At 70.2% G+C, this 15,195-nt stretch carries 17 protein-coding genes; 7 read left to right on the top strand and 10 right to left on the bottom strand.

What is annotated here, in order from left to right; translation table 11 throughout:
• Positions 1-199: 199 nt before the first annotated feature.
• On the top strand, positions 200-502 hold the full coding sequence (locus B8W67_RS13170) for a DUF732 domain-containing protein (protein ID WP_069392538.1): 303 nt from the start codon (positions 200-202) through the stop codon (positions 500-502).
• 63 nt (positions 503-565) lie between these two features.
• Positions 566-1,924, top strand: a complete 1,359-nt coding sequence (locus tag B8W67_RS13165; protein ID WP_085304424.1) for an acyltransferase family protein — start codon at positions 566-568, stop codon at positions 1,922-1,924.
• Here B8W67_RS13165 and B8W67_RS13160 read toward each other — a convergent pair.
• A complete protein-coding gene (locus B8W67_RS13160; protein WP_069392536.1) occupies positions 1,854-2,297 on the bottom strand; it encodes a PPOX class F420-dependent oxidoreductase in 444 nt (147 codons plus the stop codon). The two genes, B8W67_RS13165 and B8W67_RS13160, sit on opposite strands and share 71 nt — an antisense overlap.
• A gap of 49 nt (positions 2,298-2,346) precedes the next feature.
• Between B8W67_RS13160 and B8W67_RS13155 the strand changes: the two genes are divergently transcribed.
• Together B8W67_RS13155 and B8W67_RS13150 are read left to right on the top strand one after the other, a co-directional pair.
• Positions 2,347-2,871, top strand: coding sequence for a DUF1697 domain-containing protein (locus B8W67_RS13155; protein WP_069392535.1), 525 nt, complete (start codon positions 2,347-2,349; stop codon positions 2,869-2,871).
• Positions 2,872-2,888: 17 nt separating this feature from the next.
• The gene (locus B8W67_RS13150) at positions 2,889-3,743 is read left to right on the top strand and encodes a class I SAM-dependent methyltransferase (RefSeq protein WP_372507488.1); all 855 of its coding nucleotides are present in this window, start codon (positions 2,889-2,891) and stop codon (positions 3,741-3,743) included.
• On the opposite strand, the gene B8W67_RS13145 is transcribed toward B8W67_RS13150, so the two are convergent.
• Positions 3,665-4,090 (bottom strand): Rv1152 family transcriptional regulator, encoded by a 426-nt coding sequence (locus tag B8W67_RS13145; protein ID WP_069392534.1) that lies wholly within the window; start codon positions 4,088-4,090, stop codon positions 3,665-3,667. The genes B8W67_RS13150 and B8W67_RS13145 overlap by 79 nt on opposite strands.
• A gap of 58 nt (positions 4,091-4,148) precedes the next feature.
• On the opposite strand from B8W67_RS13145, the gene B8W67_RS13140 reads away from it, so the two are divergent.
• Positions 4,149-4,868, top strand: coding sequence for an NAD-dependent deacylase (locus B8W67_RS13140; protein ID WP_069392533.1), 720 nt, complete (start codon positions 4,149-4,151; stop codon positions 4,866-4,868).
• 10 nt (positions 4,869-4,878) lie between these two features.
• On the opposite strand, the gene B8W67_RS13135 is transcribed toward B8W67_RS13140, so the two are convergent.
• Both B8W67_RS13135 and B8W67_RS13130 read right to left on the bottom strand, forming a co-directional pair.
• Complete coding sequence (locus B8W67_RS13135) at positions 4,879-5,517, bottom strand: class I SAM-dependent methyltransferase (protein WP_069392532.1); 639 nt, start codon at positions 5,515-5,517, stop codon at positions 4,879-4,881.
• Between the two features lie 39 nt (positions 5,518-5,556).
• On the bottom strand, positions 5,557-7,770 hold the full coding sequence (locus B8W67_RS13130; protein ID WP_069392531.1) for an MMPL family transporter: 2,214 nt from the start codon (positions 7,768-7,770) through the stop codon (positions 5,557-5,559).
• 193 nt (positions 7,771-7,963) lie between these two features.
• On the opposite strand from B8W67_RS13130, the gene B8W67_RS21535 reads away from it, so the two are divergent.
• Positions 7,964-8,095: a hypothetical protein gene (locus B8W67_RS21535; RefSeq protein ID WP_109470128.1), complete on the top strand. Its 132-nt coding sequence runs from the start codon at positions 7,964-7,966 to the stop codon at positions 8,093-8,095.
• A gap of 188 nt (positions 8,096-8,283) precedes the next feature.
• On the opposite strand, the gene B8W67_RS13125 is transcribed toward B8W67_RS21535, so the two are convergent.
• From B8W67_RS13125 to B8W67_RS13115, 3 genes are read right to left on the bottom strand one after another with little or no spacing between them, the layout of a single operon-like run.
• Complete coding sequence (locus B8W67_RS13125) at positions 8,284-9,282, bottom strand: NAD(P)H-dependent flavin oxidoreductase (protein WP_085304422.1); 999 nt, start codon at positions 9,280-9,282, stop codon at positions 8,284-8,286.
• A 25-nt stretch (positions 9,283-9,307) separates the two neighbouring features.
• Complete coding sequence (locus B8W67_RS13120) at positions 9,308-10,072, bottom strand: 3-hydroxyacyl-CoA dehydrogenase (protein ID WP_085304420.1); 765 nt, start codon at positions 10,070-10,072, stop codon at positions 9,308-9,310.
• A gap of 54 nt (positions 10,073-10,126) precedes the next feature.
• On the bottom strand, positions 10,127-11,212 hold the full coding sequence (locus B8W67_RS13115) for a CaiB/BaiF CoA transferase family protein (RefSeq protein ID WP_069392528.1): 1,086 nt from the start codon (positions 11,210-11,212) through the stop codon (positions 10,127-10,129).
• Positions 11,213-11,301: 89 nt separating this feature from the next.
• On the opposite strand from B8W67_RS13115, the gene B8W67_RS13110 reads away from it, so the two are divergent.
• On the top strand, positions 11,302-12,099 hold the full coding sequence (locus B8W67_RS13110) for an enoyl-CoA hydratase (protein ID WP_085304418.1): 798 nt from the start codon (positions 11,302-11,304) through the stop codon (positions 12,097-12,099).
• A gap of 160 nt (positions 12,100-12,259) precedes the next feature.
• Here the strand turns inward: B8W67_RS13110 and B8W67_RS13105 are convergent, their stop codons facing one another.
• The 3 genes from B8W67_RS13105 to B8W67_RS13095 all read right to left on the bottom strand — a co-directional run bounded on the left by B8W67_RS13105 (position 12,260) and on the right by B8W67_RS13095 (position 15,025).
• A complete protein-coding gene (locus B8W67_RS13105; protein WP_085304437.1) occupies positions 12,260-12,979 on the bottom strand; it encodes a CPBP family intramembrane glutamic endopeptidase in 720 nt (239 codons plus the stop codon).
• A gap of 100 nt (positions 12,980-13,079) precedes the next feature.
• Positions 13,080-13,880 (bottom strand): crotonase/enoyl-CoA hydratase family protein, encoded by an 801-nt coding sequence (locus tag B8W67_RS13100; RefSeq protein WP_069392526.1) that lies wholly within the window; start codon positions 13,878-13,880, stop codon positions 13,080-13,082.
• Positions 13,877-15,025 carry a thiolase family protein gene (locus tag B8W67_RS13095; protein ID WP_069392525.1) on the bottom strand — a complete coding sequence of 383 codons (1,149 nt, stop codon included), beginning with the start codon at positions 15,023-15,025 and terminating at the stop codon, positions 13,877-13,879. The genes B8W67_RS13100 and B8W67_RS13095 overlap by 4 nt, the downstream gene beginning before the upstream one ends.
• Between the last annotated feature and the right edge of the window lie 170 nt (positions 15,026-15,195).

The following is a 15,195-nucleotide window of genomic DNA, read 5'->3' as shown; positions in this document are numbered from 1 at the left end:
GACAGCGGTCGAACGGCCGTGTCTGCGAACCTCGCGGAGGAACACCGCGCGGCGGCGACGATCGGCGCCGATAGTCATCGTCGTCATCGAGTGCCCGGTGGTCGCGGTGATCGGTCGCAGAAGCCGCGAAGAACATCCTCGGCGCAACAATTGTCGGGCCCGTCAGCAATAATCGGACGTGTCACGAAGCCTTCAGGAGATGACCATGACACGTGTGATGACGGCGCTGTTCGGTGCGCTGGTCGCCGCGGTCGCCTTCGCCGGCGCGGCGAACGCGATCCCCGATCAGGGCACCCCGGAATTCGACAACTACATGCAGGGCCTGGAACGCAACGGGTTTCACCTCAACCCCGACACCGCCTGGCGGGTCGCCCACCAGGCCTGTGAGGGCGGGGTGCCCGGGTTGATCGGCTGGGAGCTGGCCGCCCAGGGCGTGATCGGCCCCGGCGCCGATCAGCGGCTGATGGACGTCGCCCGCCAGTACGCCTGCCCGGTCAAGTAGGCCCGCGCCGGGCGGCGAAAACGGGGGGAACTACCTAGGGTCGTCGCGGTTAGCGTTTTTCCCATGACGCACCTGCTGAGATTCCCCTCCCCTGCCGAGGTGGCCGCACAGACCCCGGCCGACCGTGACCGCGTGATCGACGTGATCAGAATCGTTGCGCTGGTCGGAGTGGTCGCCGGGCACACGATCATGGCGACCAGCGTGATCCGCGACGGTGTCTTCGTCTGGGGCAACCTGCTCACCGAGTCGGTGATCTTCCAGGCCCTGACCTGGGTGTTCCAGATCATGCCGCTGTTCTTTTTCGCCGGCATGGCCGCCAGCGTGAACTCGTGGCGCCCGGGCGGAAGCTGGGGTGGATGGCTGCTGCGCCGCGCCACCCGGTTGTACCGGCCGGTCTTTTACTACCTGGGGTTCTGGGCGGTGGCGCTGCTCGGCCTACACGCGATCCTGCCGATCCGGGTCTACCAGTCGATCGCCGGGATCAGCGTGCAGCTGCTGTGGTTCCTCGGCGCCTACACCCTGGTGCTGGCGGCGGTGCCGCTGCTGCACCGGATCACCACCGTCACCCGGTTGCTGCTGGGGCTCGCCGGGGTGTACGCCGTCGTCGCGGTCGTCGACGTGGTGCGTCTGCACACCGACGCCCCGGTGGCGCTGGGCTATCTGAACATGGCGGTGTGGCTGATCCCCGGCATGCTCGGGGTGGCCTACCGACGGCGACTGCTCTCGGCGCAGGCGGCCTGGTTCGGCGGACTGATCATGCTGGCGGTCAACCTCGCCCTGGTGCACTGGGGTCCGTATGACCTGAGCCTGGTCGGCATCGACGGCCAGCGGTTGGCGAACATGTCGCCGCCGTCGCTGCTGCTGGCCGGTCATGCGGTGATGATGTGCTGCTTCGCGATCGCCGTCGCCCCGGCGATCGACCGGTGGGCCCGCCGGCCGCGGGTGTGGTGGCTGGCGGCGATCGGCAACTCCGGCGCGATGACGCTGTACCTGTGGCACATGCCCGCCCTGCTGGGCATGCATCTGGTCTTCGACTACCTCGGCTGGGCGCGCTACCCCGGCGAGCCGAACCTGATCGTGCTCAGCGTGGCGCAGACGGCGGTGATGACCGTGCTGGTCGCGGCGCTGTTCGTCGCGCTGCGCCCGCTGGAGAACACCCCGTTGCCCGGCTGGGACGGCGGCGCGGTCACCCCCACCGGGCTGCGCAGCACCGCCGTCGGCGTGCTGCTGTGCGTGGCCGGGGCGGCCACCTTGATCTCGGTGAAGTGGGGCCTGAAAGACCAGGGCGCGGACTGCACCGCGCTCACCCTGGTGGCGCTGTGCGGGGCGCGGCTGCTGGCCCGCCCGGCGGTTACCGCAGCCCCGGCGGCATCCCGTAGAGGTGCTCGATCGGCAGTGTCAGCAGCACCCGCCGGTCGGTGACCATGGCCTGGCGGTAGTCGTCCCAGTCGGGATGCTCGCCGGCGACGTTGCGGTACAGCGAGACCAGGCCCTCCACGGTGGCGTCGGACGGCGACGCCGCCGGCGGGGACAGGTCGGCGGTGCCCTCGGCGACGGCGTAGGACCAGCCGTCGTCGGAGCTGACCAGGATCGACGCCCGCGGGTCCCGGCGCAGGTTGCGGGTCTTCGCCCGCGGTTCGGTCACCGAGACCTGCAACACCAGCGCCTGCGGATCGAAGTGGTAGGACACATTCGACAGTTGCGGGCGCCCGTCGCGTTTCACCGTCGCCAGCACCCCCAGCGAATTGCCCCGGATCACGGCCAACAGCTTGTCGTCGAAAACGTGGCGTGCCATGGGCAAAGCCTACGTCGCCGGCGGGCGCTGTGGCCCTACGGTGAGTCCCGTGACTACCTATGTGTTGTTGCTGCGCGGGGTCAACGTGGGCGGGGTCAACCTCAAGATGACCGACGTGGCCGCCGCGCTCACCGACGCCGGGTTCACCGCCGTGCGCACGGTGCTGGCCAGCGGCAACATCCTGGTCGACTCGGAACACGATCGCGCGACGGTCACCGAGACCGCCCAACAGCGGCTGAGGGAGCGCTTCGACTACCCGGCCTGGGTGCTGGTCTACGAGCTGGCCGCGGTGCGCGCGATCGCCGCCGACTATCCGTTCACCCCCGAGGTCGACGGCTATCACTCCTACGTCACCTTCGTCGCCGACCCGGCCGCGCTGGAGGAACTGGCGGGCCTGGCCGCCGGCGCCGACGAGAAGATCGCCCGCGGTGACGGTGTCGTGTACTGGCAGGTTCCCAAGAACACCACCCTGAAGAGCGCGCTCGGGGCCACGATGGGCGCCGCGCGCTACAAGCCGGTGACCACGACGCGCAATCTGCGCACGCTGGGCAAGGTGCTGGCTCGCGCACAGTGACACCAGCCAGTGACACAATGGCGTCGATGACTGCAGCCAAACACACGGCCACGCTGACCGGGGTGTCGGAGACCGCACTGTTGACGTTGAACTCCCGCGCCCGGGAGGCCCGTCGGCCCGACGCGGTGCTCGACGATCCGATGGCGATCGCGTTGGCCGACGCGATCGACTTCGACTACGCCAAGTTCGGCAACACCCGTCAGGACATGGCCCTGCGCGCCCGGGCGTTCGACAGCCACACCGCCCGCTACCTGCGCGAGCACCCGTCGGCCACGGTGGTGGCGCTGGCGGAGGGGCTGCAGACCAGCTTCTGGCGTCTGGACGCCGAGATCGCCGACCCGCAGTTCCGGTGGCTCACCGTCGACCTGCCGCCGGTGATCGAGCTGCGCACACGGCTGCTGCCGGCGTCGCCGCGGATCACCACCGCCGCCCAGTCCGCGCTGGACTACAGCTGGATGGACCGCGTCGACCCCGACGACGGTGTGTTCATCACCGCCGAGGGTCTGCTGATGTATCTGCAGCCGGAGCAGGCGCTGGAGCTGATCGCCGCCTGCGCCGCACGGTTCCCGGGTGCGCAGATGCTGTTCGACCTGCCCCCGATGTGGCTGGCCGCGCTGACCCGCCGCGGCCTGAAGCCGTCGCCGCGCTACCGGATCCCGGAGATGCCGTTCAGTCGCTCGCCGTCGCAGCTGGCGAGGCTGGTCGACACCGTGCCGGGGGTGAGCGCCGTGCACGATCTGCGGCTGCCACCCGGGCGGGGACTGATGTTCAACACGATCTTGGGCTTCAGCTATCAGGTGCCGCTTTTGGACTGGCTGCGCGGCGCGTTGACACTGCTCGAGTTCGGCCCGTCGAACGCCGACGCCACATAGGCCAGCGCCTCGGCACGGCCGAGTCCCAAGCCGCGCACGGTGTCGGCGTAGCTGGCGGCCGCGGCCGCCAGCGTCGCATCGGTGGGGTCGGTGCGGGCGATGAACGTGCCGAACCGCCGGCGGGTCTCCACCACCCCGGCGCTCTCCAGCTCACGGTAGGCGCGCGCCACGGTGTTGACCGCCAAGCCCAGTTCGGCGGCGAGGTCGCGCACCGTCGGCAGCCGGGTGCCCGGCGCCAGGGTGCCGGCCTGCACCCCGTCGACGATCTGGCTGCGGATCTGGTCGAACAGCGCCGTGCCGGCGGTGTCGTCGATGCGAAACCATTGCCGCCACTGCCCCGGGTCCATGACCCCAGTATCGCCCCACCCCGACTTCCTACCGGGCCGACCCGGATAGGTTGGGGCTATGCGTATCGCGGTGCTCAGCGGCGCGGGCATCTCCGCCGAAAGCGGGGTGCCGACGTTCCGCGACGACAAGAACGGTTTGTGGGCCCGCTTCGACCCCTATGAGCTCTCCAGCGTCGACGGCTGGCGCCAGCATCCCGAGCGGGTGTGGGGCTGGTACCTGTGGCGCCACCACCTGGTGGGCCGCGTCGAGCCCAACGACGGCCACCGCGCGGTGGCGGCCTGGGAGGACCACGCCGAGGTCACCGTCATCACCCAGAACGTCGACGATCTGCATGAGCGCGCCGGCAGCCGCGGGGTGCAGCATCTGCACGGCAGCCTGTTCGCGTTCCGCTGCGCCGGCTGCGACGCCCCCTACCGGGGCCGGCTGCCGGAGATGACCGAACCGGCGTTGGAGGTCGATCCCCCGCACTGCGGCTGCGGTGACCTGATCCGCCCCGACATCGTCTGGTTCGGTGAGCAACTGCCCACCGAGCCGTGGCGGCGCGCGGTGGACGCCACCGAGACCGCCGACGTCGTGGTGGTGGTCGGCACCTCCTCGATCGTCTACCCGGCGGCGGGGCTGCCGGAGATGGCGCTGGCGCGCGGCACGGTGGTCGTCGAGGTCAACCCGGAGCCCACCCCGCTGTCGAGCAGCGCCACCGTCGTGGTGCGCGAGTCGGCCAGCCAGGCGCTGCCCACCCTGCTGCCGCGGCTGCCGACGCTGCTCGGCGACCGCTGACGCGGCGGTCTCAGGCCGGTTTGACCGCGCGGCCCAGCACGAACTCCGAGACCGGCACCGGCGCCCAGCGCGGGAACTGGTGGCCGCGGCGGGAGTCCGCGGCGACGAAACCGGCCGCGACGATGCTGGCCTCGGTGTCGCGGTGGGTGTGGCAGTTGCCGAACAGGCGCGGCCAGAAGGTGGCGTCGACGGCGCGCTGCAGCCCGCCGCGCGGGCCGGGGCTGGCGACGTGTTCGAAGTAGCGCAGCTGCCCACCGGGACGCACCTGGTCGGCGAGCCGGCGCAGCACCGCGTCCGGGTCGGCCACCGAGCACAGCATCAGCGAACACACCACCGCGTCGAACGGGTCACCGGCCGGGAGGTCTTCGGCGGTGCCGGCGCGCACCGTCACCGGGACCGGCGCGGCGGCCGCGGCCCGCTCGGCCACCTCACGCAGCCGCGGCTCCGGCTCGACGGCCACCACCTGCGTGACCGTGGCGGGGTAGAACGCGAAGTTGGTGCCGGTGCCGGCCCCGACCTCCAGCACCCGTCCGGTCAGCCCGGCCAGGTTCTCCCGACGCCGGTCGTGCAGCCACTCGGTCTCGTGGGCCGACAGGTAGGTCCAGACCCGGGCGAAAAACGGGTTGTTGACGGTGGCGGTGGCGCTCACGAGGTACCTCCGGGGGACGTGTGTGGGGCGTCTTCGACCCTATCCGCTGGATTCGCTGATGCCGATGCGGTGGTGCAGCCGGGTCAGCGCCGGCGGCGCCCACCAGTTCCAGCGGCCCAGCACGTGCATGAACGCCGGCACCAACACCATCCGCACCAGGGTCGCGTCGACGAGGATCGCGACGGTCAGCCCCACCCCGAACATCCGCATGAACGACACCTGCGCGGCGATCAGCGCGGCGAACGAGATCGACATGATCAGCGCCGCGGCGGTGATCACCCGGCCGGTGCGCGCGAGCCCCAACGCGACGCTTTCGTCGTTGTCGGCATGGGTCTGCGCCGAGTCCAGCCAGTACTCCCGGATGCGGGAGAGCAAAAACACCTCGTAGTCCATCGACAACCCGAACGCGATGCAGAACAGCAGCACCGGCATGTTGGCGACCAGCGTGCCGGTCGGGGTGGTGCCGAACGCCCCCAGGTGCCCTTCCTGGAAGATCCAGACCAGCGCCCCGAACGCCGCGGTCAAGCTCAGCACGTTGAGCACCAGCGCCTTGAGCGGCAGCACCACCGAGCCGGTGAGCAAGAACAGCAGCGCGAACGTCACGACCGCGATCACCGTCAACACCAGCGGCATCCGGGAGGTGATCGCCGCGACGCTGTCCCGGTTGATCTGCGCAAGGCCCGCCATCGCCACGGCCCGCCCGTCGGGGCCGGGCACGGCGTGCAGCGCGTCGAGTTGACGTTCGGAGGCGTCGGAGAACAGCGGGGCGTGGCTGCTGACGGTGAGATAGGCGCTGCCGTCGGCCAGACCGGCGGCGGTGGGCGGGCCGTAGTGGACACCGTCGACGAACGTGGCGGTCGGCGTGGACACCGCGGAGACGTCGTCGACCTGGGACAGCGCCGCCCCGTAGCGGTCCAGCGCGGCCGGGTCGAGTCCGTCGGCGTCGGGGACGACCACGGTGACCGCGGTGGCGGAGGTGTCGGCGAAGTCCTCACGCATCTGGTCGCCGACCTGGTGCGCCGACGCCGAGGTGGGCAGCACCCGTTCGTCGGGGAAGCCCCAGCGGACCCCGAGGAACGGCGCCCCCAGCAGAAGCAGCAGCACCACCACCGCCGTGCCCACCAGCACCGCCCGGCGCATCACCGCGTGCGACCAGCGATACCAGAACAGGTCGCGCACCGGCCGCGGCGCCGGGGCGGGACGACGACGCAGCCGGCGCCCCAGGGCCCGCACGTTGAGCGCGTCCAGGCGCGGGCCGAGCAGCACGATCGCCGCCGGGGTCACCACGACCGCGGCGAACGCGGCGAACGCGACGGTCGCCACCCCGGCGTAGGCGAAGGATTTGAGGAAGTACATCGGGAACAGCACCATCGCCGAGACCGACAGCGCCACCGTCACCGCGGAGAACAACACGGTGCGTCCGGCGGTGGCGACCGTGCGGATCAGGGCCAGCCGCGGCTCGACCCCGTCGGCCAGTTCGTCGCGGTAGCGGCTGATGATCAGCAGGGTGTAGTCGATGGCCAGCGCCAGCCCCATCGCCACGGTGAGGTTCAGCGCGAAAACCGAGACGTCGGTGGTGAACGTGATCAACCGCAGCACCGCCATCGACCCGACGATCGCCAGCGCCCCCACCGCCACCGGCAGGGCGGCCGCCAGCATCCCGCCGAACACCCACACCAGCACCACGAAGCTCAACGGGATGGCGATCGACTCCATCACCAGCAGGTCATGCTCGGTCTGCGCGTTGATCTGGGCGTAGACCATGGCACTGCCCCCGGCGCGCACCCGCACCCCGTCCCGGTCGCCGGGCAGGTCGGCGGCCAGCGTGTCGGCGTAGCGCTGGGCGTTGTTCTCCCCGCCGGCGAGGTTGGCGACGATCAGCCCGGATCGACCGTCCCGGCTGGTCAGCTGCGCGGCCTGCGCCCCGGGCGTCCACGCGGAGTCGACGCTGAGTACCCACGGGGAGTCGGCGAGCTGCCCGGTGATCTCCGAGCCGACCTGGCTCACCGGTTTCGCGCCGACCCCGGCGTCGGCGGTGATCAGCACCAGCAGCTGCTGGTCGCTCTGCTGGAATTTCTCCGCGAGCAACGCCGTGGCCTGCGCCGACTCGGCGGCGGGGTCCTGGAAACCGCCGGCGGACAAGGTGCCGACCACCGGCACTCCGAAGACCGCGGCGGCGGCCATCACCAGCACGGCCACCGCGAGCACCCGCCGCGGGGCCGCCAAGGCCAGGGAGGCGATTGTGTGCAGCACGATCGGAGGTGTCCTTCCGCTACCGGGTCATCGAGTCGACCACCGCGGGTCGATCCGCTGCTACCACCGCAAACGACGGCGTGAGCGGGCCGGTCGGTGCCCGACGGCAAACACTACTCCGCGGTAGGAATTGCCACTGTTTTCCGAATCGTGACTCAATGATTCCTTAATAGTGACCCATACGCTTCAAGGCATGTGGATCGACGACTCAAGCTCTGACGTCATCAAGGTTGACTTCGAGGCGCTCTACCACGGCGACGTGCTGGTGGAGGGCGACACCTCGGAGCAGTTTGACGACGGCCAGTACCTGGCCACCGCCAGCTGACGCCGTAACCGGCGCGGCGCACTCCCGAGACCGGGCGTGCGCCGCCTGACCGGTTCCCACCTGCGGCGTCACCGGCATGGGACCGGCGTGACCGGCACTGAGCCGGCACTGGACCGGCACTGAGCCGGCGGGCTGCCGCCCAATCCCTGTCCGGGCTGCCGCCCGATCGCCGACCGGGTCACCCCCGGTCAGGCCACGTTCTCTTCTTTTTCGCTCTCGACCATCCCGGCCAGCCGCCCGGTGATCAGGTCCTCGGCCTCCCCGACGATCCGCGACACCAGCTCCCCGACGGTGGGGATGTCGTCGATGAGGCCCATCACGGTGCCCACCGTCCAGATCCCGGCGTCGAGATCGCCGTCGTCGAAGACCCGCTTGCCGCGTTTCCCGGACACCAATTCCTGCACGTCGGGGAACTGGCCGCCCTTGTCGAGGATCTCCACGACCTCACGAGAGACCGTGTTGGAGGCCACCCGGGCGGTGTTGCGCAGCGGCCGGAAGATCAGTTCGGTGTCGCGTTCACTGCCGGCGACGATGGCTTCCTTGACGTTCTGGTGGATGCACGACTCGACCGTGCACATGAACCGCGATCCCATGTTGATGCCGTCGGCGCCCAGCGCCAGCGCGGCCACCAGGCCACGGGCGTCGCCGAACCCACCGGAGGCGATCATCGGGATGTCGATCTCGTTCGCCGCGGCCGGGATGAGCACCAGCCCCGGGACGTCGTCCTCGCCGGGGTGGCCGGCGCATTCGAAGCCGTCGATGCTGATGCCGTCGACGCCGAGGCTCTGGGCCTTGACCGCGTGACGCACCGAGGTGCACTTGTGCAGCACCTTGATGCCGTTGTCGTGGAACATCGGCAGATGCGGGGCCGGGTTGGATCCGGCGGTCTCGACGATCTTGATGCCCGCGTCGACGATCACCTGGCGGTATTCGTCATACGGTGGCGGGTTGATCGTCGGCAGGATCGTCAGGTTCACCCCGAACGGCTTGTCGGTCAGCTCGCGGGTGCGTTCGATCTCGGCGGCCAGATCCGCCGGCGTCGGCTGGGTCAGCGCGGTCAGAAACCCCAGCGCACCGGAGTTGGCGACGGCGGCCACCAGCTCGGCGCGGCCGACCCACTGCATCCCGCCTTGCACGATCGGGTGCTCGACACCGAACGTGTCGGTGAACTTCGTTGTCAGGCTCATGGTCTGTCCTCCTCTGCCGCGGCGTTTACCGCGGCGCCATCCGGATCGCGCCGTCGAGGCGGATCACTTCGCCGTTGAGCATGGGGTTGACGATGATGTGCTCGGCCAACGCGCCGTACTCGTCGGGGTCACCCAGGCGGGCCGGGTGCGGCACCTGCGCGCCGAGCGATTTCTGCGCCTCCTCCGGCAGCGAGCCCAGCAGCGGCGTCTTGAACAGCCCGGGCGCGATCGTGCACACCCGGATCAGCTCACGCGACAGGTCCCGGGCGATCGGCAGGGTCATCCCGACCACCCCGCCCTTGGACGCCGAGTAGGCGGCCTGGCCGATCTGGCCGTCGAAGGCGGCCACCGAGGCGGTGTTGATGATGACCCCGCGCTCGGGGGTGTCGGCGGGACCGACCGGGTCGGTCTTGGCGATCCGCTCGGCGGCCAACCGCAGCACGTTGAAGGTGCCGACGAGGTTGACCTGCAGCACCCGGGTGAACTCGTCGAGCGGGAACGCCCCGTTCTTGCTGACGGTTTTGATCGCGTTGCCGATGCCGGCGCAGTTGACGTTGATCCGCAGCGGGCCGAGTTCCTCGGCGACATCGAGGGCGGCGGCGACCGCGTCGGGGTCGGTGACGTTGGCCTCGGCGAAGCGGGCACGCTCCCCGAGTTCGGTGACCGCCTCGGCTCCCTTGAGGTCGATCACCACCACCTGGGCGCCGGCGTCAAGCAGCCGTTTGGTGGTGGCCAACCCCAACCCGGAGGCTCCGCCGGTGACGACCGCTACCGCGTCTTTGATCTGCACTGATCGGTTCCTTTCCGGCGCCCCGGGCGCCGCCCAACCTACTGGTTGGTTGGACTATACCCAATCGTCGAGGATCGTCTGGTTGTCGGCCCCCGGGGTGGCCGGCGGCACCGGGGTGTCGGGCACGCTGCGGGAGAACCGCGGCGCCGGGCGCGGCTGCAGGTAGCCGCCGACGTCGTAGAAGGTGTCGCGCTCGACGATGTGCGCATCCTCGAGGACCTCGCCGAAGGACAGCACCGGGGTCACGCAGGCGTCCGAGCCGGCGAACACGCCCGCCCAGTGCTCGCGGTCGTGGGCGGCGAACGCCTCGGTGAAGCGCTCCCGCAGCTCCGGCCAGCGGCTCACATCGTTCTGCGCGGGCAACTCGGCGCCGTCGAGCCCGAGCTTGGCCAGCAGCTCGGCGTAGAACTGCGGCTCGATCGCCCCGACGGCGACGTGGCGCCCGTCGGCGCAGGTGTAGGTGTCGTAGTAGGGGGCGCCGGTGTCGAGCATGTTGACACCGCGCTCGTCGCTCCACAGCCCCTGCGAACGGAAGCTCCACATCATCGCGCCGAGCATGCTGGCGCCGTCGACCATCGCGGCGTCGATCACTTGGCCCTTGCCGGAGCTCTGCCGCTCCCACAGCGCGGAGAGGATGCCGACCAGCAAAAACAGCGACCCGCCCCCGAAGTCACCGGCCAGGTTCAGCGGCGGCACCGGCCGCTCCCCCTTGCGGCCGATCGAGTGCAGCACCCCGTTGAGCGAGATGTAGTTGATGTCGTGGCCGGCCTGCAGCGCCCGCGGACCGTCCTGACCCCAGCCGGTCATCCGGCCGTAGATCAGCTTCTCGTTGACCTTCGCGCAGTCCTGCGGCCCGAGCCCGAGACGCTCGGTGACGCCGGGGCGGAACCCCTCGATGAGCACGTCGGCCTTGGCGACCAACGCCAGCACCAGCTCGCGCCCCTCATCGGACTTCAGGTCGGCGGTCACCGACCGCCGGTTGCGCAGCATGGTGTCCTTGCTGGGCTCGTTGCCGAATTTCGGCGGCCGCTCCACCCGGACCACATCGGCGCCGAGATCACCGAGGATCATCGCCGCGTGCGGGCCGGGCCCGATCCCGGCCAACTCGATGACCCGCAACCCCTGCAGTGGACCTGCCATGACCGACCTCCTCGTCGCCGAACTGTGTGCTGTGCATCATGGCAGCCTCCGGTGAGACCTCGGCAACCCGGCCGCTTAAGGTGTGGCCCATGACGACTTTGGACATCTTGGCCCCCGTCGACGGGATCCTCGTCGACCTCACCGACGGTGTGCTGTCGGTGACGATCAACCGCCCCGACAGCCTCAACTCGGTGACCACCGACGTGCTCGACGGCATCGCCGAGGTCATGGAGGCCGCCGCGCGTGACGCGCGGGTCAAGGTGGTGCGCCTCGGCGGCGCCGGGCGCGGCTTCAGCTCCGGTGCCGGCATCGGCGCCGACGACGTCGCCGGCGGGGTGCCCACCGACATCATCGTCGCCGCCAACCGTGCGGTGCGGGCGATCACCGCGCTGCCGCGACCCGTGGTGGCCGTCGTGCAGGGACCGGCCGCCGGGGTGGGGGTGTCGTTGGCCCTGGCCTGCGATTTGGTGCTCGCCTCGGAGAAGGCGTTTTTCATGTTGGCGTTCACCAAGATCGGGCTGATGCCCGACGGCGGCGCCTCGGCGTTGGTGGCCGCGGCGATCGGCCGGATCCGCGCACTGCGGATGGCGCTGCTCGCCGAACGGCTGCCCGCGGCCGACGCTTTGGACTGGGGCCTGATCAGCGCGGTCTACCCGGCCGAGAAATTCGACGACGAGGTCGCCGCGGTCATCGACGGACTGAAGACCGGGGCCGCGGTGGCGTTCGCGAGAACCAAGGATGCGATCAACACCGCGACCCTGACCGCCCTGGACTCCACCCTCGACCGCGAGTACGTCGGGCAGTCACAGTTGCTGGCGGCCAACGACTTCCGTGAGGGCATCAAGGCGTTCCAGGAGCGCCGCAACCCGGAGTTCACCGACAGCTGAGCGCTCCGGGGCCCGGGCCTCGGGCGCCCGGGGCCCCGCCCCCACCCCGCCGAACGTGAAGCTAGGTTCACGCTCGCGACCGAACGTGAACCTAGCTTCACGCTCGGTGCGGCTAACGCTGGGCGCCGCTAACCCCGCGCGCCGCTAACCCTGGGCGCGGCTAACCCCCGAACAGCGACGGCAACACCAGCACCACCGCCAGGCCCCACACCAGGTGGGTCAACACCGGCGCCAGCACCCCGTTGGTGGCGCGACGCTCCACCCCGCAGACCACACCGAGGATCACCGCGGCCACCACCAGCAGCCAGTTGCCGCTGGCCGCGACGACCGCGGCGTAGAGCACCGTGGAGATCACCAGCGGGTAGAACCGCACCACCGCGGTGTAGACCGCACCGCGGAAGAACATCTCCTCGGCGATCGCGTTGAGCACCACCAGGCCCACCAGCAGCCGCAGGCTGCTCTCGTCGGCCCGCCCCAGCAGCCCGTCGGCGGCGTCGGCGACCGCGGGGATCTGCCGGGTTGCCCACGCTCCGAGCACGAACAGGGCTCCGACGACCACGCCGATCCCGGTGCCGGTGAACACCGGACGCTCATAGCGCCCACGGAACCGGACACTGCCCAGGTGCAGCGGCCCGGAGGCCAGCGCACCGCCGGCCCACACCCCGGCCAGGGCGACCATCGACCAGGCGAACGCCGGGTCGGTGACGTCGTGGCGCATCCCCCAGCCCAGCAGCACCGCACCGGCCACCAGCACCACTGCGACCACCGCCCGGCGCCGCAACACCAGCGACGGCGGCTCGTTGTGCGGCACAGCGATATTGGTGATGATCGTGAGGAACTCGCGAGCCACACCGGGCTCGTTCGCGCTGGGGTGGCTCATACCGAGCGCCTCCTCGACGTCGCCGGGTCCGATCACCCCAACTTAGCGAGCACCGCGTCGCGCCGCGGCAGATTGACCGAGCCGATCCCGGGCCCGGGTTCTAGCGCGCCTTCCACACCGGCTGGCGTTTCTGGGCGAACGCCATCGGCCCTTCCTTGGCGTCCTCGGACTTGAGCAGGGTGCCGAACTCGCGGGTGGTCCGCGACCAGCCGAGTTCCTCCTCGGCGATCACGCCGTCGTCGGCGCCGTAGGCGACCCGCTTGCTGGCCCACACCGACAGCGGCGCGTTGACGGTGATCCGCTCGGCGAGCGCCAAGGCGGCGTCCAGCACGGTGCCGTCGGCGACGACGTCGTTGATCAGGCCCCACGTGCGCGCATCGGCCGCGCTCATCGGCTCGCCGGTGAACAACATCTCCAGGGCGATCTTGCGCGGCAGCTGCTCCATGATCCGGAACACCCCGCCGGCACCGGCGATGAGTCCGCGCTTGACCTCGGGCAGCCCGAACTGGGCGCGCTCCTCGGCGACCACCAGGTCACTGGCGAGCGCCAGCTCGGTGCCGCCGCCGAGCGCGGTGCCGTTGACCGCCGCGATCGTCGGCTTGTCGATGAAGTGGTGCACGTAGCCGGCGAAGCCCCACTCGGGACGTTCGGGGTGAAACAGGTTCTCCCCGCGGGAGATCGCTTTGAGATCCGCTCCCGCGCAGAACGACTTGTCCCCGGCGCCGGTGAGCACCACCGCACGGACCTCCGGGTCGTCCTGGGCCTTCTGCAGCGCGTCGCCCACGGCGGTGCTGACCGCGCCGTTGACCGCGTTGCGCGCCTCGGGCCGGTTGATCGTGATCACCAGAACGTTGCCGCGGAGCTCCTGAAGAGCCGCGGGCTGGTCGGTCGTGTCTGTCACAGCAACTCCAAAATCGTCGCGTTGGCCTGGCCGCCACCCTCGCACATGGTCTGCAGGCCGTACTGAATACCGTTGTCCCGCATGTGGTAGAGCATAGTCGTCATCAACCGTGCACCCGACCCGCCCAGCGGGTGCCCCAGGGCGATCGCCCCACCCTTGGGGTTGAGCTTCTTCTCGTCGGCGCCGATGTCGGCGAGCCAGGCCATCGGCACCGGAGCGAACGCCTCATTGACCTCGAACACACCGATCTCGTCGACGCTGAGCCCGGATCGCTTGAGCGCCTTCTGGGTTGCCGGAATCGGGCCCGTCAGCATGATGACCGGATTGGACCCCGCCAGCGTGGCGGTGTGCACCCGGGCCAGCGGTTTGAGCCCCAGCGACTTCGCCTTCTCCGCCGACATGAACAGCAGTGCCGCGGCTCCGTCGGAGATCTGGCTGGAGTTGCCGGCATGGATGACGCCGTCTTCTTTGAACGCGGGCTTGAGTTGGCCCATCTTCTCCAAGGTGGTGCCCCGGCGGATGCCCTCGTCGGTGGTCACCGCGGCCCCGTCCGCGTCTTTGATGGCGACGATCTCGTCTTCGAAGGCACCGGAATCCTGTGCGGCGGCAGCCTTTTCATGGGAAGCCAGAGAGAACTCGTCGAGCTGGGTGCGCGAGAGGCCCCACTGTTCGGCGACCATCTCCGCGCCGATGCCCTGGTTCGGAACCACCCCGTCGTAACGATCCAGGTAGGTCTTCGAGTACGGCCGACCACCGTTGGCCAGCGACGATCCCATCGGGGTGCGCGACATGGACTCCACCCCGCCGGCGACGGCCACGTCGTAGTGCCCGGCGACCACACCGGCCGCGGCGAAGTGCACCGACTGCTGGCTGGACCCGCACTGCCGGTCGACGGTCACCCCGGGCACACTCTCCGGCCAGCCGGCGGTGATCAGCGCGGTGCGGCCGATGTCGAGGGCCTGCTCACCGGCCTGCATGACACACCCCCAGATCACGTCGTCGACGATCTCCGGGTCGATCCCGGTGCGCTGCACCAGACCGTTGAGCACCTGGGCGGACAAGTCCGCCGGGTGCACCCCGGCCAGACCACCGTTGCGCTTGCCGATCGGTGAGCGCACCGCCTCGACGATGACGGCTTCGGCCATGTCGTTCTCCTTTGAATCTCGGACCGCACGTAGTGACCAGGATCTCAGGGCGGCCCGCGGCGGCCACGCCCGGTACCCCTTTTGGTGTCCGGCGCCGGGCCTGCCGGTGGTTATGCTGATCCGGCCCGTCGGCGCACCCGAATGCATCGACATCCACCCGAGGAGACCGC

Origin of the sequence: Mycolicibacillus koreensis, assembly GCF_002104795.1 — a bacterium.
GTDB classification, from domain to species: Bacteria; Actinomycetota; Actinomycetes; order Mycobacteriales; family Mycobacteriaceae; genus Mycobacterium; species Mycobacterium koreense.
Note: the sequence above shows the minus strand (reverse complement) of the source record. Positions and strands in the feature narration are given on the sequence as shown.